Below are 21613 nucleotides of genomic sequence, written 5' to 3'. Positions count from 1 at the left end.
CGGTGGGGTGGGTGGGGCAGACGGTGTCAGACCCGCCAGGTGCTGCCGTGTTCCGGCACGAGTGCGGGCCAGCCGAGTTCGGCCTCGACCCGGTGGCGCAGCGCGTCGGAGGCTTCCATGTCGCCATGGACCACGAACACGCGGTGGGGGGCGGCGGGCAGGGCCCGCAGCCAGGCCATGAGCTGGCTGGCGTCGGCGTGGGCGGAGGCCGACGCCAGTTGCACGATTTCGGCGCGCACCGGCAGGTCCTGCCCGTGCAGGCGCAGGGTGAGCGCGTGCCCGGCCAGCGAGGCACCCCGGGTGCCGGGCGCCTGGTAGCCGGTGAGCACGACCATGTTGCGGTGGTCGCTCAGGTAGCGCGCCAGGTGGTGCAGCACGCGCCCGCCGGTGGCCATGCCGCTGGCGGCCAGGATCACCTTGGGGCCGTGGTTCATGGCGATGGCCTTGGACTGCTCGACCGACATGGCCATCTCGGCCGAATGTTCCATGGCCCGGCATTCGGCCGCGTCGAGCCGGTGTTCGCCCAGATGGCGGGCGAACAGGCCTGTGCTGTGGATGGCCATGGGGCTGTCCAGGTACACCGGCAGGTGGCGCGGCAGCGCGTCGCGGGCCTTGAGCTGCACGATGGCGTGCAGGATTTCCTGGGCCCGCCCGACGGCGAAGACCGGCACCACCGCCGTGCCCCCGCGGGCCGCTGCGCGCTGCAGGGCCGGGCCCAGTTCGGCCAGCACGTCTTCCTGCGGATGCTCGCGGTCGCCATAGGTGGATTCGATGAACACCGCGTCGGCCGCCGGCGGCGGTTCGGGCGGCAGCATCAGCAGGTCGTCGGGACGGCCGAGGTCGCCCGAGAACAGCAGGCGCTTGCCGCCCACTTCCAGCAGCAGGCTGGCCGCACCGAGGATGTGACCGGCGCCGGTGAAGCTGGCCTGCCAGCCGGGCAGCGGCTCGAAGGGCTGGTGCAGCGGCACCGTGCGCAGCAGCTTGAGGCTGCGCAGCGCATCTTCTTCGGTGTAGAGCGGCAGCGCGGGCGCGTGTTTGCTGAAGCCTTTGCGGTTGGCGAAGGCCGCGTCTTCTTCCTGCAGATGCCCGCTGTCGGGCAGCAGGATCTGCGCCAGATCGCGGGTGGCCGGTGTGCACCAGACCTTGCTGTGAAAGCCTTCCTTGGCCAGCAGCGGCAGGTAGCCCGAGTGGTCCAGGTGGGCGTGCGTGAGGATCAGCGCCCCGAGCTTGTTGGGCAGGATGGGCAACGGGTCGCGGTTGCGCAGCCGCAGCTGCTTGTAGCCCTGGAACAGGCCGCAGTCCACCATGAGACTGTGGCCATCGTGTTCGACTAGGTATTTGGAGCCGGTGACGGTACCGGCGGCTCCGAGGAATCGGACGAGGACGCTCATGCGGCCATGTTACCCCCGTTGTCTGGGCGCCCGGGGTGCTGGCCGCCGGGGTGCGGGAACGCTGGATGCCCGCCTGCGCGGGCATGACGGGCGAGGTGGTGGGGGCACGATGGGCCCAGGCAGCGTGGTGTGGCGGGCCACCGCAGCGCGGGCATGACGGGCCAGGGCGTCAGAGCACCTCGTTCAGCCCCATCATGAAGATGAAGCCCGCCATGAGCGTGACCGAGGCCAGGCCCTCGAAGCCGTTGCGGTGCGTCTCGGGGATCATTTCGTGGCTGACCACGAACAGCATGGCGCCGGCCGCGACGGCCAGGCCGACCGGGTAGAAGGCGGGCAGGCTGCCCAGCGCCACCAGGCCGAGCAGGGCGCCGAAGGGTTCGGCCAGACCGGAGAGCGCGGCCACGGCCCAGGACCTGGCCACGCTCTGGCCCAGCGTGCGCAGGGCCATGGCAACGATCAGGCCTTCGGGCATGTTCTGCAGGCCGATGGCCAGCGCGACCGAGGCACCGCCCTGGCCGCCTTCGGAGGTCGAGGGGTCCAGGCCGGCGTAGGCGGCGCCCACGGCCAGGCCTTCGGGCACGTTGTGGATGAGGATGGCCAGCACCATGAGCCAGGCGCGCTGGTGGGCCGGATTGGCGAGCCCGTCGGCCGCCACCCACATGCCGGCATGGCCGGGCGCGGCCGGCGGCAGCACCGGGTGTTCGTGGGGCATGAAGCGGTCGATCGCCATCATCAGGCCCATGCCCAGAACGAGGCCGATGGCCGTCAGGCCCGCAGCCCCGGAACTGGCCTGGCCGGACGGCGCCAGCAGTGCGCGTCCGGCGGCCAGCGAGGGCAGCAGCAGGGCGAAGAGGGCCGCGGCCAGCATCACGCCGGCCGAAAAAGCCATGAGGGCCGACTCCTGCCGCTTGCTCACGCGCTGCACCAGAAACACCGGCAGCGCGCCGACGGCCGTGGCCAGGGCCGCGAGCAGCGAGGCCTGCACACCGGCGGTCAGCGCGCTGCCGGCGCCGGCCGCGTCCCACCAGTGGCGCGTCGGGGCCCAGAAGGTGCTGGCCGCGGCCAGGCCGGCCATCAGCAGCAGACCGGCGCCCAGGGCGAGCAGGACCTGGCGCAGGGCATGGGGCGGGACGGGCAGTTCCAGGCGCTGCACCTGGGTCCATACCGGATTCAACTGGCGAATGAGAGCGGTCATGGGCACGGAAAGAAAGGGTGGGGATGGGAGGATTCTATAAATCTATCGATATTTTTGGTTTGATAGTTTTTAAGGCTTCCATAGGAAAAATGGCGGGACCTGGGGGGGCGAATGGCGGGTGCGGCAGGCGCATCGGGGTCTCCATAGCTGTTTTCGTCATAAACAACTGAAAACGTATTCGTTCCAGTTTTGTGGTGCGGCTTTCATGATCCGTTCCGTTCTCTTCACCGCCTGGAGTTTTTTCATGACCACCCGCCGCCACCTGTTCACCGCTGCCTTGGCCACCGCGATCGCGCTGCCGGCGCTGCCCGTCTGGGCCCAGCCTGCGCCCGTGACCCTGCTCAACGTGTCCTACGACCCGACGCGCGAGCTGTACGTCGACTACAACGCGGCCTTCGTCAAGTTCTGGAAGGCCAAGACCGGCCAGGACGTGAGCATCAAACAAAGCCACGGCGGTTCGGGCAAACAGGCCCGCGCCATCATCGACGGCCTGGACGCCGATGTCGCCACGCTGGCCCTGGCGGGCGACACCGACGCGCTGCACACGCACGGCAACTGGATCCCGGCCGACTGGCAGAAGCGCCTGCCGCTCAACAGCACGCCCTACGCCTCCACCATCGTGCTGGTGACGCGCGCCGGCAACCCCAAAAACATCAAGGACTGGGACGACCTCATTCGCCCCGATGTCAAGGTCATCACGCCCAACCCCAAGACCTCGGGCGGTGCCCGCTGGAATTACCTGGCCGCCTGGGAATTCGCCAAGCGCAAGTACGGTGGCGACGACAAGGCCAAAGAGTTCGTGGCCAAGCTCTACAACAACGTGCCCGTGCTCGACACCGGCGCGCGCGGCTCGACCATCACCTTCTCGCAGCGCAACCAGGGCGACGTGCTGATCGCCTGGGAGAACGAGGCCTACCTGCTGGAAAAGGAGTTCGGCAGCAAGGTGGACTTCATCTACCCGAGCCTGTCGATCCTGGCCGAACCGGCCGTGACCGTGGTCGACAAGAACGTGGACAAGAAGGGCACGCGCGCCGTGGCACAGGCCTACCTGGAATTCCTCTACACCGAAGAGGCGCAGGACATCATCGGCAAGCACTTCTACCGACCCACCTCGGCCAAGGCGCAGGCCAAGTACGCCAAGCAACTGCCCAAGATCAACCTGTTCAAGATCGACGAGGCCTTCGGGGGCTGGACACAGGCGGCCAAGGTGCATTTCGCCGATGGCGGCACCTTCGACCAGATCTACACCAAGAAGTAAGCCGCGCGGCCCAATCACCGGAGTCTCTGAGCATGTCTGTCCTGCTGATCGGCGGCAGCCCCACCGAGCACTCGCGTTCTGCGGCGCTGCTCGACGGGGTCGAACAACGCCTGCACCAACTGGTCGATGCGCGCCGCCTTCCGGTCGACCGGCTGCGCGTGCGCGACCTGTCGCCGCAGGCGCTGCTGCTGGCCGACTGGGGCCATGCGAGCGTGGCCCGGGCCATCGAGCAGGTGGCCCAGGCCCGTGCGCTGGTGATCGCCACGCCGGTCTACAAGGCGGCCTACAGCGGGGTGCTCAAGGTGTTTCTGGACCTGCTGCCGCAGACCGCGCTCAAGGGCAAGGCGGTGCTGCCACTGGCCACCGGCGGCAGCCCGCACCACATGCTGGCGCTGGACTACGCGCTGCGGCCGGTGTTGCAGTCGCTCGGGGCGCGCCACATCCTGCCCGGTGTCTACGCCACCGACGTGCAGATTCCCAAAGACGTTGAGGGCCAGTACCGCCTCGTTACCGACATCGGCCAGCGGCTGGACGATGCGGTGAATCTCCTGCTCCAGGAAGGGCTTCGAATGCCGATCGCGGCCGGGTTCGCGCCCGTGCCGTTCGCTCAGGTGCGATGTAGCGTCTGAGCATTCCCCCCCATCGGCTTTTTTTGGCGGCTGCCGTCGGCAGCCCGGGGCGTGCTGCGCCCGCCAAACCTTTCAGGAGTGGTTCATGAACATTCATTCATCGCCCGAAGAGCGGGCCGGTGACGCGCCGCTGCCCGTGCCCGACGAGGTGGACCTCAGCGAGCGCGGCTGGCGCCGGTGGCTGCAGGTCGCGGTGGCCGTGGTGCTGGCGATCTTTGGCCTGGCGCTGCTGCTGCAGCCGGTGGTCCCGGTGTCGGGCTGGCTGTTGACGCCCCCGCTGGAGCACCAGCCATGACGCGGCCCGTGGTCCACCCCTCTGCGCCCTGGCTGCGCATCCGTGCGGTGACAGCGGTGCAGTGGGGGCTCGATCCCGCGCAGGCCGGCGAAGCCTTGGCCTCCCCGGCCACCGAGCGTTCTCGCCGCGACCCGCTGCCCCTTGCCGACCGCTTCCGGTTCTGGCCGTGCAGCGCCACCCCGCTCGGTGTGTGCCACGCCGCGCACCCCTTTGCCTGACATTTTCCGGAGCCTGTTTCCATGTCTCTCCAGTTCTTCTGGTTCATCCCCACCCACGGCGACAGCCGTTACCTGGGCACCGCCGAAGGCGGCCGCACGGTCAACCACGACTACCTCAAGCAGGTCGCGCAGGCGGCCGACAGCCTGGGCTACGAAGGCGTGCTGATCCCCACCGGCCGTTCGTGCGAAGACCCCTGGGTCGTGGCCGCCAGCCTGCTGCCGGTGACGCAGCGGCTCAAGTTCCTGGTTGCGGTGCGGCCGGGCCTGCACCAGCCGGCGCTGGCCGCGCGCATGGCCGCCACGTTTGACCGGCTCTCGGGCGGGCGCTTGCTGATCAACCTGGTGACCGGCGGCGACCGTGCCGAACTCGAGGGCGACGGCGTGTTTCTCGACCATGCCGAGCGCTACGCGCAGTCGGCCGAGTTCATCCGCATCTGGCGCGAGATCATCGCGCGCGGCCACACCGGCGAATCCTTCGACTACGACGGCCAGCATCTGCAGGTCAAGGGCGCCAGGCTGCTGTTTCCGGCGCTGCAGCGTCCGCACCCGCCGGTGTACTTCGGCGGGTCTTCGGAAGCGGCGCACGAACTGGCGGCCGAGCAGGTCGACACTTACCTGACCTGGGGCGAACCGCCGGCCGAGGTGGCGAAGAAGGTGGCCGACGTGCGCTCCCGCGCGGCGAAATACGACGACCCCCACGCTGCGCTGTCCCCCGAGGGCGCCCGATCCGGCCGCACGGTGAAGTTCGGCATCCGCCTGCACGTGATCGTGCGCGAGACCGAGGCCGAGGCCTGGGACGCCGCCGACCGGCTCATCAGCAAGGTGGACGACGCCACGGTGGCGCGCGCGCAGGCCGCGTTCGCGAAGATGGATTCCGAGGGCCAGCGCCGCATGGCCGCGCTGCATGCGGGCGGGGTCCGGCGCGACCGCGCTGCGCTGGAAATCAGCCCCAACCTCTGGGCCGGTGTCGGTCTGGTGCGGGGCGGCGCCGGCACCGCGCTGGTGGGCAATCCGCAGCAGGTGGCGGCCCGCATCCAGGCGTACGCCGACCTCGGGCTTGAGACCTTCGTGTTCTCGGGCTACCCGCACCTGGAAGAGGCCTACCGCTTCGCGGAGCTGGTCTTCCCGTTGCTGCCGCGCCGCCTGCGCGAAGCGTGGCGCGCACCGGCGAACGACCAGGGGCCGACCGGCTCTGTGGGCGAGGCTGTTGCCAATGTCTACGTGCCCCGTGCCGCCCAAAGCTGAGGAGTGCCCGACATGAACACCTCTGTGCGCGAATTGCAGGTCACCCCCGTTCCCCATGCTGGCGACACGGCGGATGGCGCCGGTACCGGCTGGGCCCGCAGCCGCCTGGCGCCCTGGTTCCAGGCGGTGGGCGCGCGCCTGCTGCCCTGGGTAGTGCCGGTGCTGCTGATCGTGGCCTGGCAGACCGCGTCGTCGGCCGGCTGGCTGTCCTCGCGCGTGCTGCCGGCCCCGGTGGACGTGGTGGTGGCCTTCTGGACCCTGACCGCTTCCGGCGAGCTGTGGACCCACGTCAAGGTCAGCGCTGGCCGGGCCTTGCTGGGCCTGGCCATCGGCGGCGGCCTGGGGCTGGTGCTGGGGCTGCTGACGGGCTCGGTCCGTTTTTTCGAAACCCTGCTCGATTCGACCGTGCAGATGGTGCGCAACATCCCGGCGCTGGCGCTGATTCCGCTGGTCATCCTGTGGTTTGGCATCGATGAGGCGGCCAAGCTGTTCCTGATCGCGGTGTCGGTGTTCTTCCCGATCTACCTCAACACCTTCCATGGCATCCGCAACGTGGACCCGGGCCTGATCGAGATGGGGCGCAGCTACGGCCTGTCGCGCTGGGGCCTGTACACCCAGATCATCCTGCCGGGCGCGCTGTCGTCCATCCTGGTCGGCCTGCGTTTTTCGCTCGGGCTGATGTGGGTGATCCTGATCGTGGCCGAGACCATTTCGGCGCAGGCCGGTATCGGCTACCTGACGATGAATGCGCGCGAATTCCTGCAGACCGACGTGGTGCTGGTGGGCATCCTGCTCTACGCCCTGCTGGGCAAGCTGGCCGACGTGCTGGCGCGTGCCCTGGAGCGCTACTGGCTGCGCTGGCATCCGGGGTACCAGGGGTGACACCCCCCTGCGCCGCTGCGCGGCTTCCCCCCGCTCTGGCGCGCCTTCGGCGCTGGTCAGGGGGACGGCAGCTGGGGCCGGCGGAGCCGGACCCTCGCTGCCCTGCAGCGAACGCCTCTCACACCACCTTCTTTTCTTTTCATAGGCCAGTCATGACACACGTTTCTTCTTTCAACCGCCGCGCCGCATTGGGCGCCATCGGTTCGTTCGTGGCCGGGGCGGCGCTGGCCCAGGGCACGGCACCGCGCACGGTGCGCCTGGGTTACCAGAAGTCGTCGACGCTGATCGCCGTGCTGCGGCTGCAGGGTTCGCTGGAGCAGCGGCTGGCGCCGCTGGGCGTGAAGCTGAGCTGGCACGAGTTCACCAGCGGGCTGCCGCTGCTGGAGGCGCTCAATCTCGACAACATCGACCTCAGCGCCGACGTGGCCGACACCGTGCCGGTGTTCGCCCAGGCCGCCGGCGCGCAGCTCACCTTCGTGGCGCAGGAAGCACCGTCGCCGACCGCCCAGGCCATCCTGGTGCGCGCCGATTCGCCGCTCAAATCGGTGGCCGACCTCAAGGGCAAGCGCGTGGGGTTTGCCAAGGCCGCGGGCGTGCATTACCTGCTGCTGGCTGCCCTGGAAAAGGCCGGTCTGTCGTTTGCCGACATCGACCCGGCCTACCTCACGCCGGCCGACGGCCGCGCGGCGTTCGAGCGCGGATCGCTCGACGCCTGGGTGGTGTGGGACCCCTTCCTCTCGGCCGCGCAGAAGCAGGCCGGCGCGCGCGTGTTGGCCGACGGCACCGGCCTGGCCTCGTACCAGCGCTACTACCTGGCCAGCACGCGGTTCGCGCAAGCCCGCCCCGACGTGCTGGGCGTGCTGTACGCCGAACTCGAAAAGGCCGGTCGCTGGGTCAAGGGCAACCCCCGGGAGGCCGCTGCGCTGCTGGCGCCGTTCTGGGGGCTCGACGCGGCCATCATTGAACAGGCCAACGCACGCCGCAGCTACGCGGTGCGCGCGGTCACACCGCAGAACCTGAGCGAACAGCAGAAGATCGCCGACGCCTTCTTCGCCGAGAAGCTGCTGCCACGGCGCCTCAACGCGCTGGACGTGGCGCTCTACCAGCCCGGAGCGTGAGCATGGCCGACACCGACCCGAACACCCCGGGCGTGCGCTTGGAACTGCGCCAGCTCAGCAAGCACTACGGCCCGCGCGAGGTGCTGCGCCAGAACAACCTGGTGATCGAACCCGGTGAGTTCGTGGCCATCGTGGGGCGCAGCGGCTGCGGCAAGAGCACGCTGCTGCGCCTGGTGGCCGGGCTGGAGCGCGCCACCGGCGGCCAACTGCTGCTTGACGGCCGGCCGGTGGCCGGGCTCAACCCGGACACGCGCATCATGTTCCAGGACGCGCGCCTGCTGCCCTGGAAGCGGGTGCTGGACAACGTGGCCCTGGGCCTGCCGGCCGAGCGCCGCCAGGATGCCGAAGCGGTGCTGGGCCAGGTGGGCCTGGGCGACCGGCTGGGCGACTGGCCGGCACGCCTGTCGGGCGGCCAGCGCCAGCGCGTGTCGCTGGCCCGCGCGCTGGTGCACCAGCCGCACCTGCTGCTGCTCGACGAACCGCTGGGTGCGCTGGACGCGCTCACCCGCATCGAAATGCACGCACTCATCGAAGGGCTGTGGAAACGCCACGGCTTCACCGCGCTCTTGGTCACGCACGACGTGCAGGAGGCGGTGGCGCTGGCCGACCGCGTGATCCTGATCGAGAACGGCGCCATCGCGCTGGACGAGCGCATTGCGCTGGCGCGGCCGCGCTCGCGGGGCGACGTCCACTTTGCTGCGATCGAAAAACGCATTCTCGACCGGGTGCTGCAGCAGCCCGATGCCGAACAACCCGACGCCGATCTGTCGTGGACCGGTGTGCCCGCCCACGGCCTGCGCTGGGCCGTCTGAACCGGTTTTTTTACCCCCAACCCGAAAGGAAACCACCATGTCCATCCAAGCCATCAACGTGCGCAACCAGTTCCGCGGCAAGGTCAAGGAAATCATCCAGGGCGATGTCGTGACCGAGATCGATGTCGAAACGCCCTGGGGCATCGTCACCTCCGTCATCACCACGCGCTCGGTCAAGGACCTGGGCCTGCAGATCGGCTCCGAGGTCGTGGCGCTGGTGAAGTCGACCGAGGTGTCGATCGCCAAGCTCTGATGCCGGTGCACGCTGCAGGGTGAAGCGGCCCTGCGTTCATGGTCGAGAATCGGCGGGCCTGTGGCCGTCCGGCCAGAACCAGGTGCCTCATGTCTGAGAGCCTTTTTTCATAACACCCCGTCATCCCAGGAGATCCCATGTCAGCCCATTGGAAGTTCGAGACCCGCTCCGTGCACGCCGGCTACCAGCCCGACCCCACCACCAAGGCCGTGGCGGTGCCGATCTACCAGACCGCCGCCTACGCGTTCGACAGCGCGCAGCACGGCGCCGACCTGTTCGACCTCAAGGTGCCGGGCAACATCTACACCAGCATCATGAACCCGACGAACGACGTGCTGGAGCAGCGCATCGCGTCGCTTGAAGGCGGGATCGGCGCACTGGCGCTGGCCTCGGGCCAGGCGGCCGTGGCGTATGCGATCCAGACCATCGCCGAAGCCGGTGACAACATCGTCAGCAGCGCAGCCCTGTACGGCGGCACCTACAACCTGTTTGCGCACACCTTCCCGCAGTTCGGCATCACCACGCGGTTCGCCGACCACCGCGACCCCGCCAGCTTCGCGGCCTTGATTGACGAGCGCACCAAGGCCATCTTCGTCGAGTCCATCGGCAACCCGCTGGGCAACATCACCGACATCGCGGCGGTGGCCGAGGTGGCGCACCGCCACGGCGTGCCCCTGATCGTGGACAACACGGTGGCTTCGCCCTATCTGCTGCGCCCGTTCGAACACGGGGCCGACATCGTGGTGCACTCGCTCACCAAATACCTGGGCGGCCACGGCACCACCATCGGCGGCGCCATCGTCGACAGCGGCAAGTTCCCCTGGGCCGAACACAAGGCGCGCTTCAAGCGCCTCAACGAGCCCGACGTGAGCTACCACGGCGTGGTCTACACCGAGGCCCTGGGCGCTGCCGCCTACATCGGCCGTGCCCGCGTGGTGCCGCTGCGCAACACCGGCGCGGCGCTCTCGCCGTTCAACGCCTTCCAGATCCTGCAAGGCATCGAAACCCTGGCCCTGCGCATGGACCGCATCCATGCCAACACACTGGCCGTGGCGCAGCACCTGCAGCGGCACCCCAAGGTGGGCTGGGTTCACTACGCCGGTCTGCCCGAGCACCCGGACCACGCGCTGGCGCAGAAGTACCTGGGCGGCAAGTCCTCGGGTCTGCTGACCTTCGGCGTCAAGAGCGCGGCCGGCGAGGGCCGGGCTGCGGGCGCGCGCTTCCTGGACGCGCTGCAGCTGTTCACGCGCCTGGTGAACATCGGCGATGCCAAGTCGCTGGCCACGCACCCGGCGTCGACCACCCACCGCCAGCTGTCGCCCGACGAATTGGCCAAGGCCGGCGTGTCGGAAGACACCGTGCGCCTGTCGGTGGGCATCGAACACATCGACGATCTGCGCGCCGATCTGGACCTGGCGCTGGCCGCCGTCTGAGCGGACCACCGCGGCGGCCAGGGCGGTGAGCGCCTGGCCGCCAGAGGGACACACCATGAATTTCCAGCAACTTCGATCCGTGCGCGAAACCGTGCGCTGCGGCTTCAACCTGACCGAGGTGGCGGCCATGCTGTACACCTCGCAACCGGGTGTCAGCCGCCAGATCCGCGAGCTGGAGGAGGAGCTGGGTGTGTCCATCTTCGTGCGTGCCGGCAAGCGCCTGACCGGGTTGACCGAACCCGGCGCGGCGCTGCTGCCCATCGTCGAACGCCTGCTGCAGGAGGCCCAGAACCTGCGCCAGGCCGGCAAGGAATTTGTCTCCCGCCAGGAAGGTGGCCTGACCGTGGCCGCCACCCATTCGCAGGCGCGCTACGCCCTGCCGCATGCGGTGCGCGACTTCCGCTCGGTGTTTCCGCAGGTCACGCTGCACCTGCACCAGGGCTCGCCCCGGCAGATTGCCGAGATGCTGCTGCAGGGCGAGGCCGACATCGGCATCGCCACCGAAGCCCTGGCCAACTACCCGCAACTGGTGACGCTGCCGTGCTACCGCTGGACGCACAGCGTGGTGGTGCCACCGGGCCACCCGCTGCTGCAGGTGGCCGGACCGGTCACGTTGGCCGATCTGGCCCGCTATCCCATCATCACCTACGACGTGGGCTACACCGGCCGTTCGCACATTGATGAAGCGTTCCACGAAGCGGGCATCCAGCCCGAGGTGGTGCTCACGGCGATGGACGCCGACGTGATCAAGACTTACGTGGAGCTGGGCATGGGGGTGGGCATCGTGGCGTCGATCGCTGTCGACCCCGAGCGCGACCAGCACCTGCGCACGCTCGACGCGCGCCATCTGTTCCGCATCAACGTCACGCGGCTGGCGATCCGGCGCGGGGTCTGGCTGCGCGGATATGCCTACAAGTTCATCGAGATCTTTGCGCCCACGCTGACGCGCGAGGTGGTGGATCAGGCGCTGAGCGAGGGTGTGAGCGCCGAGGCGCTGCCCGCCTGAGCAGGCTGGGCCGGCGTCAACGGTGCGGCCAGCCGATTGGGCGCAGGTATGCGTCCGGGTAGAAGGCGTCGAACAGGGGCGGCAGGTGGTCGAGGGATGGCCCGCACGGGGGGGTTGACAAGCGCTCGGTTTGCAAGCGGTCCAACCATTCGGCGAAGCTCCTGGCATCGGCCTGGCCAGGTGGCAGCACCCAGCTCATTGGTCGGCTGTGGAGCCGTTCCGCGGTCGGGCCAACCCCGGAGGCCAGCACCGGCAGGCCCTGCAGCAGGGCATCGGACAGTACGAAGCCATGCGACGGCGGTGTGGCAAACGGCAGCCACGCCAGATGAGGCCGGATGCGGCAGATCTGCATGTGCAGGCTCTCAGGTGCGCACTGGCCCCACAGGCGCAGATGGGGGTTTGACAGGGCGTCGGCCGGCAACGCTGGGTCGTTGGCCAGTGGTCCCAGGCATTCGATGCGGACCGGACATTGCCATTGCGCCAGCAAATGGGTCACTTCGGTGAGCATGACCACGTCCGGGTTCGGGGACGAGGTGCCCAGATACAGCACCCGCATCCACTCACCATCGGCCAGTGGTGCGGGGTGCGGTGCAAAGCGCTCGGGACGGCCAGGTTCCGGCAGGCGCGCGGCGATGACCGCTGCGCCTTGGACCCGCTGGGCCACGAGCGTGCTTTGTTCGCGGCTGCTGGCGATCACTCGGTCGGCATTCGCCACAAGCCTGAGCGCTTCGGGTGCCGGGGGGATAAAGAAGGCGTCGTCGGGCAGCGTGACGTCGTAAGGGCGGTCCAGCCGCGCGAGCAGCTCGGCAGTGTCACCGGCTGCGTCTGGCGGTTGCATCACATTGACCCGCGCGATGAAGAGGGCGCACAGGTCGGCGACCAGTTCTCTCCATTGCCTGGGCAAGGTATACGTGATTTCTGCAGCACCGGGGGCCACAGAGGACAGGTGAAGCTCCTGGTCCCCGGTTTGCCATCCCCACAACAGGTTCACACGGGGGCCCAAGGATGCGGCGAGCAAGCGCGCCTGCCGCACCGTGTCCCGGTTGGGCGGTGGTGTCAGCACCAGCACAGTAGGGCGGTGGGCCTGTGGCATGGTGCGCAGCGGCAGAGCCCCATGGCCCGTGGCGTCACGGGTCACACCGGGTGCCGCAGGCGCCGCTGCCGACGGCGCCTCCGGTTCGACAGAGCCGTCCAGGCGGGCAGGCCGCAGGCGAACCCGCAGGCCGATCATGGCGAAGGCCTGCGGTCCGGGGGCGATGGCTTTTTCGGCAGCCTGCCGCGACAGCGCCGCACCCTGCAGGCTGCCCAGCCAGGAAATGGGTGGAATGTTGCACAGCCAGGCGTCGATTTCTCCGGCAGCAAGGGCATGCAGGCCCTCGCGCAATGTCGGCACGTCCACGGGTGCCGACGGGTCGATCACCACCAGGGTTTCGGCCGAGGTGCGCGCCAGCGCCATCGCCAGCACGCCAGCCGGGTGTGCTTGCGAGGCCAGCAGCGGCGCGGCCTGCGTCGGAACCGGCCACGCCGTATCTGACCAGCGCTGCGCGCTGGCGATGTCATCGTCCGGGTCCAGCAGCAGCAGTTCGGTGCAGCGTCCTCCCGCTTCGGCGAGCACCTGCAACGCCAGCGCGGGCGGTGTCCCGGAATGGGCGATACAGACCAGCGCGACAGCGCGGCCGTCCAGGCACTCGCGCAGGCGCGCATCGACGTAGGACCGTGCACCGTGGTAGGTCACCTGGCGGAGGTAGCGCTGGACCCGGCGCAGTCGGGGCACCAGGGTGGTGGTCGATGCACCGTCGGTCTGTGCCATGCGTTCCAGCAGCCGGATCCACAACAGGCCAGCCTCTTCGGGATGCCGCCCGGCGCGCGAGTCCTGCCCGGCATGCTGGCGTGCACGCACCAGCGCTGCACGTACCGGCACGAAGGGATGGCTTTCGGCCAGATCGAACCACCGTGCATAGTCCTGGGTCGTTGGCAGACCGGGGTCGAACGCGCCGCTTCTGGGCAGGCATTCGGCGGGAATCAGCATGGCGCAGCCGTGGAGCCGGCCTTCCAGCACGAGCCAGCGGGGATCGTCGGTCCGGCCATCCCAGTGGCGCAACAAGCCCCCCCGCTGGGTGACCGTGCCGGTCTCGTCGATGAAGTCGATCTCGCCGAACGCAATCGCGGGACCGCCAGCCTGACGCACCGCCTGCATGTAGTCCGCGACCTTCGTGGGCAAATACACGTCGTCGTGGCTGAGCCAGCAGAACCATTGCCCGCGCATGGCGGCAATGCCGGCATTCAATGCACTGGAGACGCCCCCATTGCGTTTGGCGAGCACGCGAACCGCATCGCCATAGCGGGCGATCACGCGCTGGGTCGCCCCCGCGTCGTTCGAGCCGTCGTCCACCACGATGACCTCGATCGCCGGCCAGGTCTGGGCCAGGGCGCTTTCGATGGCCTCGCCCACGTAGCGTGCGCCGTTATAGACCGGAATGACGATGCTCACCAGATCGTGGTGTGTCGATTTCATGCGCAACCCCGGGCGATGACGTCGTCGTACATGCGCAGGGCGCGTGCGCCATTGGTCCGCGCGTCCCAGCGCTTTTCCACCTCCTGCCGGTTGCGCCTGTAGGCCGCGTCCACCAGGGCGTCGTCGGTCGCGGCTGTGACGATGGCGTCCGCCAGTGCCGCCACATCGTGCGGGTCGACGATCAGGCCGTCGATGCCGGGCCGTATCCACTCGCACAGGCAGCCGGTGTCGGCCGCGATGGGAAACGCTCCCAGGGCCATGGCCTCGAGAGAGGAGGTTCCGATCCCGTCCGAGATGCCGACCCCCACAACCAGGCGCGCCTGGGCGGTCCGGTCCAGGGCCGGGCCATGATCGGCCTGCCATGTGTCCGGTTGGATATCGAGTCCGGTCACCCGAGCCACTTCGGCGGCCATCTCGGCCACCTCTGGTCCCGCGAGGGCGATACGCACTTGGAACCGCTGCAGGTGTGGGGCGGCGATCAGCAGCGCGGACAGGATGTGCAGGGCCCGTCCCGACCAGCCGTGATAACCCTTGATCACGATGAGGTTGCGCTGCGACGGTGGTGTCCCGGGCAGGGGCATGTCGGCAAAGTCCACCCCGCCCGATGCGGGCTGGACATGGGTGGGACACCCCTCCCGGTAGCCCAGCTGCTGCGCCATCGCAACGTCCCGCGCGCATTCGCAGTGCAGGGCATCCACGCGGGCGGCCAGTGCCTGCAGCACGGGCCGGTGCGTGTCGAGCTTTTCGTAGAGATAGAGGTCGCTGCCCCAGTTCGACACCAGCCAGAGCGGGAAGTCCGTACCCATGGCCTGAGCCGCCTTGAGACAGGCATACCCCGCCATCTGTATCTCCATCGAATGCACCAGGACCGGTTGCAGCACACGGACCGCGTGCTCGACACTGGCGCTCCGGACCAGCGCTGCGCGGGCGCTCAGAAAGACGGGTGGTGGCAGGTCGTCGTCGGCTGGCTGTTCGTCGAGCGGATCGCGGGCCCACTGGCCCGCCATGCCCGGTGGCAGCCGATCCAGATCCTCGCGCGAGCGGATGGTCGGCAGGGCCGCCAATGCAGGCAGGTTGGGCTGCAGAGGGGTGGACGACAGCAGCACCAGCCGGTGCCGGGGGGAGGCCACCATCTGCAGCCAGCGTTGGGTGTGCACGCTGGCGCCGAGCGCAACGACAAGGATGCAAGGGGTCATGTGGTGGCTCACAGGTGGGCGAGGATCGTTTCGCCGAGCACGCGAGGGTCGTGCGCTGCACGCACCTGCGACAGCAGATGGCCCGAGGCACGGACTTCCGGAAACTGCACGACCACCAGCATGGGAATGCCCAGGGCAATGGCCTGGGCGTGATAGGGCGACACGAAGGCCTTGAAGCCCACCGCCACGTACAGCCGTGCCCGGTGCAGCGTGGCAAGAGCCCGGCTGTCGTCCTCGACCACCGCGAGCCGCAGCGCCCGGTCGTGCTGCAGGCACTGGGCTGCCGTGCTCACCACCGGGTCCCCATGCGTCAGGACCGCGACCGGCACGTTGTCCAGCGATCCGGCGATCAGTGCCAGCGCGGAGATCGTCAGCAAGCCGCGTCCCTGCATGTTTTCCAGGCCATCGACGACCAGCGGTCTGTCATCTGTCGCGGCGTCGTTTTGCGGTAGAGTCATATGGCAATCCATCCTGGGCAGCGCGCGCCGGATGGGCCACCCGTTCTCACTTTACCAGCCGGTCTTGATCAGGGCGGCCCATCGTTGGAGTGCGCTTTGCAGCAGAAAAAAATCTTGGTCACCGGGGCTGGCGGATTCATTGGCAGCCATCTGGTTCAGTCGCTCGTTCATGCCGGCGCAGAGGTGAAAGCGCTGCTTCACTACAACGCCCAGAACGGCTTGGGCAACCTGCGATGGCTTGATCCCGGGACCTTGGCCGCGGTCAACACCGTTCATGGCGACCTGAGCGATGGTGAGTTCATGAAACGGGTGGTCGAAGGGGTGGATGCGGTGTTCCACCTTGGCGCGCTCATCGCGATCCCGCACTCGTATTCGGCCCCCCGCAGTTATGTCGAAACCAACGTCCTGGGCACGCTGAACGTGCTCGAGGCTGTGAAGGCCTGCGAAACCCCGCGGCTGGTCCATGTCAGCACCTCGGAGGTCTACGGCAGCGCGCGCTACATCCCGATGGACGAGGCGCATCCGCTGCAGGCGCAGTCGCCCTATGCCGCGACCAAGATTGGTGCCGACAAGCTGGTCGAATCCTATGTGCGCAGTTTTGGCGTCCGCGCCGTGACGGTACGCCCCTTCAACACCTTCGGTCCGCGCCAGTCCGCGCGTGCCGTGATCCCGGCCGTCATCGCCCAGGCGCTGAGCCGGCCCTCGGTCATCCAGTTGGGGACCACGACACCGGTGCGCGACCTGACCTTCGTGTCGGACACCGTGGACGGTTTCATCACCGCCGCGACCGCTCCCGATTCGGTCGTGGGGGGCTGCTACAACCTGGGCACGGGGCAGGGGATCGCCATTGGCGACCTGGCGCGGACCATTCTCGACCTGATGGGGGTGTCTGCCCGCATCGAAGAAGACCCGCGTCGGTTGCGGCCCGCCGCCAGCGAGGTTGACCGTCTGGTCTCAAACCACCAGGCGTTCCGTGCCGCCACCGGCTGGCAACCCCGCGTGTCGCTGGCCGAAGGCTTGCAGCGCACCATCGAGTTCTTCCAGGCACACCCCGACGAGCTGCCTCGCAGCGGTTTCGCCCAATGAGTTCGGCGCCGTTCCAGGCTCTCATCATGGCGGGCGGCAAGGGCACCCGTCTCCTGCCCTACACCACGGTGCTGCCCAAGCCGCTCATGCCCCTGGGTGATGCTTCGGTGCTCGAACACCTGTTGTGTCTGCTGCGGCGCCACCAGGTGCGTCGCGTGTGCCTGGCGGTCAATCACCTGCGTCACCTGATTCAGGCCCTGTTCGGCGACGGGCATGCGCTCGGTATGGAGATCACCTACGCGGTGGAAGACGAGCCCCTGGGCACTTGCGGTCTGCTGGCGCAAGTGATCGACGAGATGGAAGAGCGGTTTCTGTTGCTCAATGGTGATCTCGTCACCGATATGGACATGGAGGCCTTGATCGCCCATCACGCGGAGTCCGGAGCGGCCGCCTCGGTGGCTGCCCTGCGCTATGGCGCCCAGCTGGAATACGGGGTGCTCGACGTGACCGATCAAGGGCAGATCACCCGCATCCGTGAGAAGCCACGCACCGAGTACCTGATCAACATGGGCGTGTACGCGCTCACGCGCGCCTGCGTGCGGCCGTACCTGCCCCTGGGCCAGCGGCTCGACATGCCCGAACTGCTGCAGGCCCTCGTGGCCGCAGGCCACGACGTGCGTGCCTACGAGGCCGAGTGTGCGTGGCTGGACATCGGGCGGCCGGAAGACTTCGTCAAGGCCCAGGCACTGGTACAGGGTCTGTCGGAAGCCGCCACGAGACCATGACGGACACCCTCTCCGGAAACGCGCTGCGGGACAGCCTGCCCGACCTGTTTGTCCATTCATTCGGGGTGCCAACGCGCTGGGAGCATGTCGCCGTGGGGCACTGGCTGGCGCGGGCCCGCGATGTCTGGCGGCTCGCCGGGTGCGGCCCGGCCTTTGACGAGATGCGGCGCCTGATTCCTCAGGCGGGCAGTCTCTGCGAGCTGTGCCTGGGCAGCGAGCCGCTGGCCGATCTGTTGGTGATCGAGTCGCCGCTGGCGGGCGACCAGTCGGACCCCGCCTACTGGACCGGGCGTCTCGCTCCGGGCGCCGTGGTGATGGTCGTGGGCGTCCAGCCTGGCGAGGCGGCAGCATCGCTGTGGTGCCGCTGGCGCGAGTCGGTGCCCGGGGATGCGGCGTTCGACCTTCCCGCCGGTCCGGGCCTGGGCCTGCTGTTGCCGACGCCCGAACACGCCCCGGCGTCGGTGCGGGAGCTGTGCGCAGGCGGGCCGGCCCTGGCCGCCCTGTTTGATGCGGCCCACCAGGCTGCAGCCGGTCTTTCCCATGCGCAGCGCTGGCGCGAAGCCGAAACGGCACGCGCTGCAATGGCCGAGCGGGAGATGCACTGGCTGCAGCAGGCGCAGGTGCTTGAGGCGCGTGTGCAGGCCGGATACCGGGCTGGCCTGCAGGCCGCGGCGGAGCGCGAGCAGACGCTTTCGCACCGGATCGAGGCGATCGAGGGCAGCAACACCTACCGCGTGGCCATGGTGCTGCAACGGGTGGCGAGCCGGTTGCCCGACGGCCTGCGGGTTTTTCTGCGCCGAGCACTCAGGCTCGCCTGGTGGACCTTGCGGGGGCGCTTGCGGGAGGGCCTGCATGCCCGACGCGAAGCCCTGCGTCAACGGGCGGCGCAGGCGAATGCCCCGTCCCCGATGCCACCGGCTGCGCCTGCAGGGGCCGCTTCGGGCGCCGGACCGGTGCTCAGCGCGGTGGGGGCACCCATGGCCGGAATGCGGGTGGCGTTCGGTATCGCGGTGGCTGGCGATGCCCCTTTTCGTGTCCAGCGTGTCGTCGGCCGCGCACGCTCGGCCCTTGCCCATGTGGGACAGGCCAGAACCGGTCTGGTGCTGGTGGCCGATGACGGTGCGGCCTTCGCACTGGAGAACTGGCTGCCGCCCGAAACCGTCTGCCTGTCACGCGGGGCGGCCGGGTTTGTCGCGGCGCACCGGCGCCTGATCGAGAGGGCTTTCGATGAGGGGGCCGACGTCTACGTGCTGACCGACCCGCACGGCCGTTTCGATGAAAAGACCCTGGCCGACGCGCTCGCGGTGTTCGGTCAACAGGGGCCGGAGGCGCTGGTGCAGATACCGGCAGCGGCCACTGCGGGCCTGCCCCGGATCCCTGGCTGCTTCGTGGTGATCTCCCGCGCGCTGGCGCAGCGCGTCGGTGAGCTGGATGAGCACCTGGACGCCAGCGCCGCACTGACCGATCTGGCGTTGCGCGCCGACGTCTTGGGTTTGCCGGTGGTGAGTCTGCCGACCGCCGACCCGTCGCTCGACCTGACGGCCATCGAAGCCACTGCCCAGGGACTGATCAGCCACCGCCTGCTGGGCGCGGCCTGGTGGCTGGCCCACAAATGGCGCAGCGCGCCGCTGATCGAGCAGGTGCGCTCCGCGCTGGAGGTCCGGGGACTGTCCATGCCGGCGGTTCCGCCGCCTGCCACGCCCGGGGCAGGCACTTCCTGGGGCGGTCGCGACCACGCGTTGCTGTCCTGGTGGCGCGCAAGAACGGGTGAGCGGGACACCCCCAGCCCACCGGTACCCTGCCAGCCCATCGACGGCGCGCCGAGCGCGGTGCCCGAAGGACTGGACCAGAGTCTGGTCGTGCCTTTTGCCTTGGACATCCCCCTGTCGCCGGCGCAGCGCGTGGCGGCCGTCGTTCACCTGTGGGGAGACGACACGGCCGAACCGATGCGGGAGCTGTTGCGCCATGTGCCCGCCCCCTGCGATCTGTTCATCCGCACCGATGATGACGAGCGGCGCCACGCGATTGCCCCGGTCTTTGCGGACTGGGCGGCCGGCAGCGTCGATCTGTGCACCGTGCCATACCGCGATGGCAAACTGGCCTTCGCGGTCGATGTCCTGACAGACGAGCGCCACCATGACTTGGTGCTGCACCTGCACGACCGTCAGCCCTTGCCGGGCGCCGCCTGCCAGGCCCTGCTGGGTTCGCCCCGGGTGGTGGCTTCGGTGCTGGCTGCCTTCAGCGCCGATCCGTTGCTGGGCGTGGTGTTCCCCCAGCACAGCGAGGCAGACCGCGCCCACACCGGATGGCAGGGCGTGTTCGGACAGGCCGAGGCCATGGCCCGTGGTGCTGGCTTGGTCGTCCGTCCGGATCAGCCGCTGGATTTTCCCGCAGCCGGCCTGTTCTGGGCCCGACCTGCCGCCCTGGCGCCACTGCGTGACCTGCCGGCGGAGGCGGGCCAACCCGGCGGCTTCGAGGCCGCTCTGCGCCTGTTGCCGCGGCTCTGCGAACACGCCGGACACACCTGGGTCAAACTGGCCCGCCCCGACCTCGCACCAGTGCATCCGCCTCCGCAGGTGGTGCATGGCGCCGCACCCCTGCGTGAGCACCTGCGGGCCGTGACGTTCCTGCTCTCCGACCGGGGGCTGTGGACTTCGGCTGCTGGGCGAGGAGGCTGGCGCCTGCGGCCGGACCCAGACCGGTCGCCGCGCCTGACGCTGCTGACCGGCACCGAGGTGCCGGCGCGACGCTGGGCCGCGTGCCAGGTTCTGGCGCAGGCGATGCTGCCCGGCGTTGAATGCCGGGCGATGACCGTGCCGCTGCCGGGGCCGGGTCTGCCGCCGCCGCTCGATACCCGCGCCAGCGAGGTGTTTCTGGCGGCCGACGGGGCGAGCCTGTCCCATGCCGTGGACCTGGTGGAGCGCCAGCGCCGCTTCTTCGGGCACGGCCACCACCCCTGGTTGCTGAGCGACCTGACCGACGAAGATTTGCGGGCCATCTTGCGCCGACTGGCCCTGGCGCCTCACGGAGAACTGGCATGAAGGTGCTGATCCTGGGAGCGGGCGGCATGCTCGGCCACATGATGCTGCGGGAGCTGGGGGCGTCCCGCGACCTGACGGTCATCGGGACCGTGCGTGCACCCGCGCCGGCGCTGACCGGATTCGGTCGCGTTGCGCTGTGCACCGGCGTCGACGCGCTGGATACCGGTGGTCTGAGGGCCCTGATGGCCGAGGTCCGGCCCGACGTCGTGCTCAACTGTGTCGGTCTGGTCAAGCAGCACATGGCCGCCTGCGATCCGCTGCCAGCGCTGCAAGTCAACGCTGTGCTGCCTCACCAACTGGGCCGTCTGTGCCAACAGGTGGGGGCACGCCTCATCCACTTCAGCACGGATTGCGTGTTCTCCGGCGCACGCGGCACCTACCGCGAGTCGGACCCGAGCGATCCGGTCGACTTGTACGGGCGCACCAAGCTGCTGGGGGAAGTGGCGAACGATCCGGCGGTGCTGACCTTGCGGGTGTCGTTCGTCGGGCCCGAGCTCGGCACAACCCATGGCCTGCTGGCCTGGTTCCTGGCGCAGCACCAAGCCGTGCGCGGATTTCGGCACGCCATCTTTTCGGGCTTCACTTCTCTGGAACTGGCGCGCATCGTCCGGGATCGATTGCTGGCGAGGCCGGATCTTCACGGGGTCTACCACCTGAGCGCCGATCCGATTTCGAAGCTCGATTTCCTGTCGCTGGCGGGGCGCATTTATGGCCATGCCATTCCCATCGAGCCGTGCGATCAGCCGGTCATCGACCGCTCCCTGGACAGCACGCGACTGCGCGAGGCCCTGGGCTATCGCCCCCCGTCCTGGCAGGACATGCTGACGGACCTGCACACCCTGGAGCGATATGACTGA

General features: G+C 69.0%; 20 protein-coding genes. 15 read left to right on the top strand and 5 right to left on the bottom strand.

The window, feature by feature from the left end:
- Nucleotides 1–26: 26 nt before the first annotated feature.
- Together L0977_RS02275 and L0977_RS02270 are read right to left on the bottom strand one after the other, a co-directional pair.
- Nucleotides 27–1391: an MBL fold metallo-hydrolase RNA specificity domain-containing protein gene (locus tag L0977_RS02275; protein ID WP_234263041.1), complete on the bottom strand. Its 1365-nt coding sequence runs from the start codon at nt 1389–1391 to the stop codon at nt 27–29.
- A 169-nt stretch (nt 1392–1560) separates the two neighbouring features.
- Nucleotides 1561–2586, bottom strand: coding sequence for a ZIP family metal transporter (locus L0977_RS02270; protein WP_234263040.1), 1026 nt, complete (start codon nt 2584–2586; stop codon nt 1561–1563).
- Between the two features lie 244 nt (nt 2587–2830).
- Between L0977_RS02270 and L0977_RS02265 the strand changes: the two genes are divergently transcribed.
- The 11 genes from L0977_RS02265 (at nt 2831) to L0977_RS02215 (ending at nt 11735) form a co-directional block, all read left to right on the top strand.
- Nucleotides 2831–3844 carry a sulfate ABC transporter substrate-binding protein gene (locus L0977_RS02265; RefSeq protein WP_234263038.1) on the top strand — a complete coding sequence of 338 codons (1014 nt, stop codon included), beginning with the start codon at nt 2831–2833 and terminating at the stop codon, nt 3842–3844.
- 32 nt (nt 3845–3876) lie between these two features.
- Nucleotides 3877–4473, top strand: coding sequence for an NADPH-dependent FMN reductase (gene ssuE / locus L0977_RS02260; protein ID WP_234263037.1), 597 nt, complete (start codon nt 3877–3879; stop codon nt 4471–4473).
- An 85-nt stretch (nt 4474–4558) separates the two neighbouring features.
- Complete coding sequence (locus L0977_RS02255) at nt 4559–4768, top strand: hypothetical protein (RefSeq protein WP_234263036.1); 210 nt, start codon at nt 4559–4561, stop codon at nt 4766–4768.
- Nucleotides 4765–4986 carry a hypothetical protein gene (locus L0977_RS02250; RefSeq protein ID WP_234263034.1) on the top strand — a complete coding sequence of 74 codons (222 nt, stop codon included), beginning with the start codon at nt 4765–4767 and terminating at the stop codon, nt 4984–4986. The genes L0977_RS02255 and L0977_RS02250 overlap by 4 nt, the downstream gene beginning before the upstream one ends.
- A 21-nt stretch (nt 4987–5007) precedes the next feature.
- On the top strand, nt 5008–6231 hold the full coding sequence (gene ssuD, locus L0977_RS02245) for an FMNH2-dependent alkanesulfonate monooxygenase (RefSeq protein ID WP_234263033.1): 1224 nt from the start codon (nt 5008–5010) through the stop codon (nt 6229–6231).
- Nucleotides 6232–6243: 12 nt separating this feature from the next.
- Nucleotides 6244–7113, top strand: coding sequence for an aliphatic sulfonate ABC transporter permease SsuC (ssuC, locus tag L0977_RS02240; protein WP_234263032.1), 870 nt, complete (start codon nt 6244–6246; stop codon nt 7111–7113).
- A gap of 152 nt (nt 7114–7265) precedes the next feature.
- A complete protein-coding gene (locus L0977_RS02235) occupies nt 7266–8231 on the top strand; it encodes an aliphatic sulfonate ABC transporter substrate-binding protein (RefSeq protein WP_234263031.1) in 966 nt (321 codons plus the stop codon).
- A gap of 2 nt (nt 8232–8233) precedes the next feature.
- Complete coding sequence (locus L0977_RS02230; protein ID WP_234263029.1) at nt 8234–9043, top strand: ATP-binding cassette domain-containing protein; 810 nt, start codon at nt 8234–8236, stop codon at nt 9041–9043.
- 37 nt (nt 9044–9080) lie between these two features.
- A complete protein-coding gene (locus L0977_RS02225; RefSeq protein WP_234263028.1) occupies nt 9081–9296 on the top strand; it encodes a TOBE domain-containing protein in 216 nt (71 codons plus the stop codon).
- A gap of 137 nt (nt 9297–9433) precedes the next feature.
- Nucleotides 9434–10729, top strand: a complete 1296-nt coding sequence (locus L0977_RS02220) for an O-acetylhomoserine aminocarboxypropyltransferase/cysteine synthase family protein (protein WP_234263026.1) — start codon at nt 9434–9436, stop codon at nt 10727–10729.
- Nucleotides 10730–10784: 55 nt separating this feature from the next.
- Complete coding sequence (locus L0977_RS02215) at nt 10785–11735, top strand: CysB family HTH-type transcriptional regulator (RefSeq protein ID WP_234263025.1); 951 nt, start codon at nt 10785–10787, stop codon at nt 11733–11735.
- Nucleotides 11736–11751: 16 nt separating this feature from the next.
- On the opposite strand, the gene L0977_RS02210 is transcribed toward L0977_RS02215, so the two are convergent.
- From L0977_RS02210 to L0977_RS02200, 3 genes are read right to left on the bottom strand one after another with little or no spacing between them, the layout of a single operon-like run.
- Nucleotides 11752–14250, bottom strand: coding sequence for a glycosyltransferase (locus L0977_RS02210; protein ID WP_234263024.1), 2499 nt, complete (start codon nt 14248–14250; stop codon nt 11752–11754).
- Entirely contained in the window at nt 14247–15446 is a 1200-nt protein-coding gene (locus L0977_RS02205) for a glycosyltransferase (protein ID WP_234263023.1), read from the bottom strand. The genes L0977_RS02210 and L0977_RS02205 overlap by 4 nt, the downstream gene beginning before the upstream one ends.
- 8 nt (nt 15447–15454) lie before the next feature.
- Nucleotides 15455–15904 carry a hypothetical protein gene (locus tag L0977_RS02200; RefSeq protein WP_234263022.1) on the bottom strand — a complete coding sequence of 150 codons (450 nt, stop codon included), beginning with the start codon at nt 15902–15904 and terminating at the stop codon, nt 15455–15457.
- Nucleotides 15905–15988: 84 nt separating this feature from the next.
- Between L0977_RS02200 and L0977_RS02195 the strand changes: the two genes are divergently transcribed.
- Genes L0977_RS02195 through L0977_RS02180 form a run of 4 tightly spaced genes read left to right on the top strand, consistent with a single transcriptional unit; the run spans nt 15989 to nt 21613 of the window.
- Nucleotides 15989–16990 carry a GDP-mannose 4,6-dehydratase gene (locus L0977_RS02195; RefSeq protein WP_326491039.1) on the top strand — a complete coding sequence of 334 codons (1002 nt, stop codon included), beginning with the start codon at nt 15989–15991 and terminating at the stop codon, nt 16988–16990.
- Nucleotides 16987–17715 carry a nucleotidyltransferase family protein gene (locus L0977_RS02190; RefSeq protein ID WP_234263020.1) on the top strand — a complete coding sequence of 243 codons (729 nt, stop codon included), beginning with the start codon at nt 16987–16989 and terminating at the stop codon, nt 17713–17715. The genes L0977_RS02195 and L0977_RS02190 overlap by 4 nt, the downstream gene beginning before the upstream one ends.
- Nucleotides 17712–20756: a rhamnan synthesis F family protein gene (locus L0977_RS25375; RefSeq protein WP_267966302.1), complete on the top strand. Its 3045-nt coding sequence runs from the start codon at nt 17712–17714 to the stop codon at nt 20754–20756. The genes L0977_RS02190 and L0977_RS25375 overlap by 4 nt, the downstream gene beginning before the upstream one ends.
- Nucleotides 20753–21613 carry a dTDP-4-dehydrorhamnose reductase family protein gene (locus L0977_RS02180; RefSeq protein WP_234263019.1) on the top strand — a complete coding sequence of 287 codons (861 nt, stop codon included), beginning with the start codon at nt 20753–20755 and terminating at the stop codon, nt 21611–21613. Before L0977_RS25375 ends, L0977_RS02180 begins: the two co-directional genes overlap by 4 nt.

The organism is Hydrogenophaga sp. NFH-34 (genome assembly GCF_021401345.1).
Taxonomy (GTDB): domain Bacteria; phylum Pseudomonadota; class Gammaproteobacteria; order Burkholderiales; family Burkholderiaceae_C; genus Hydrogenophaga; species Hydrogenophaga electricum.
This window is presented reverse-complemented; position numbering and strand designations above follow the sequence as displayed.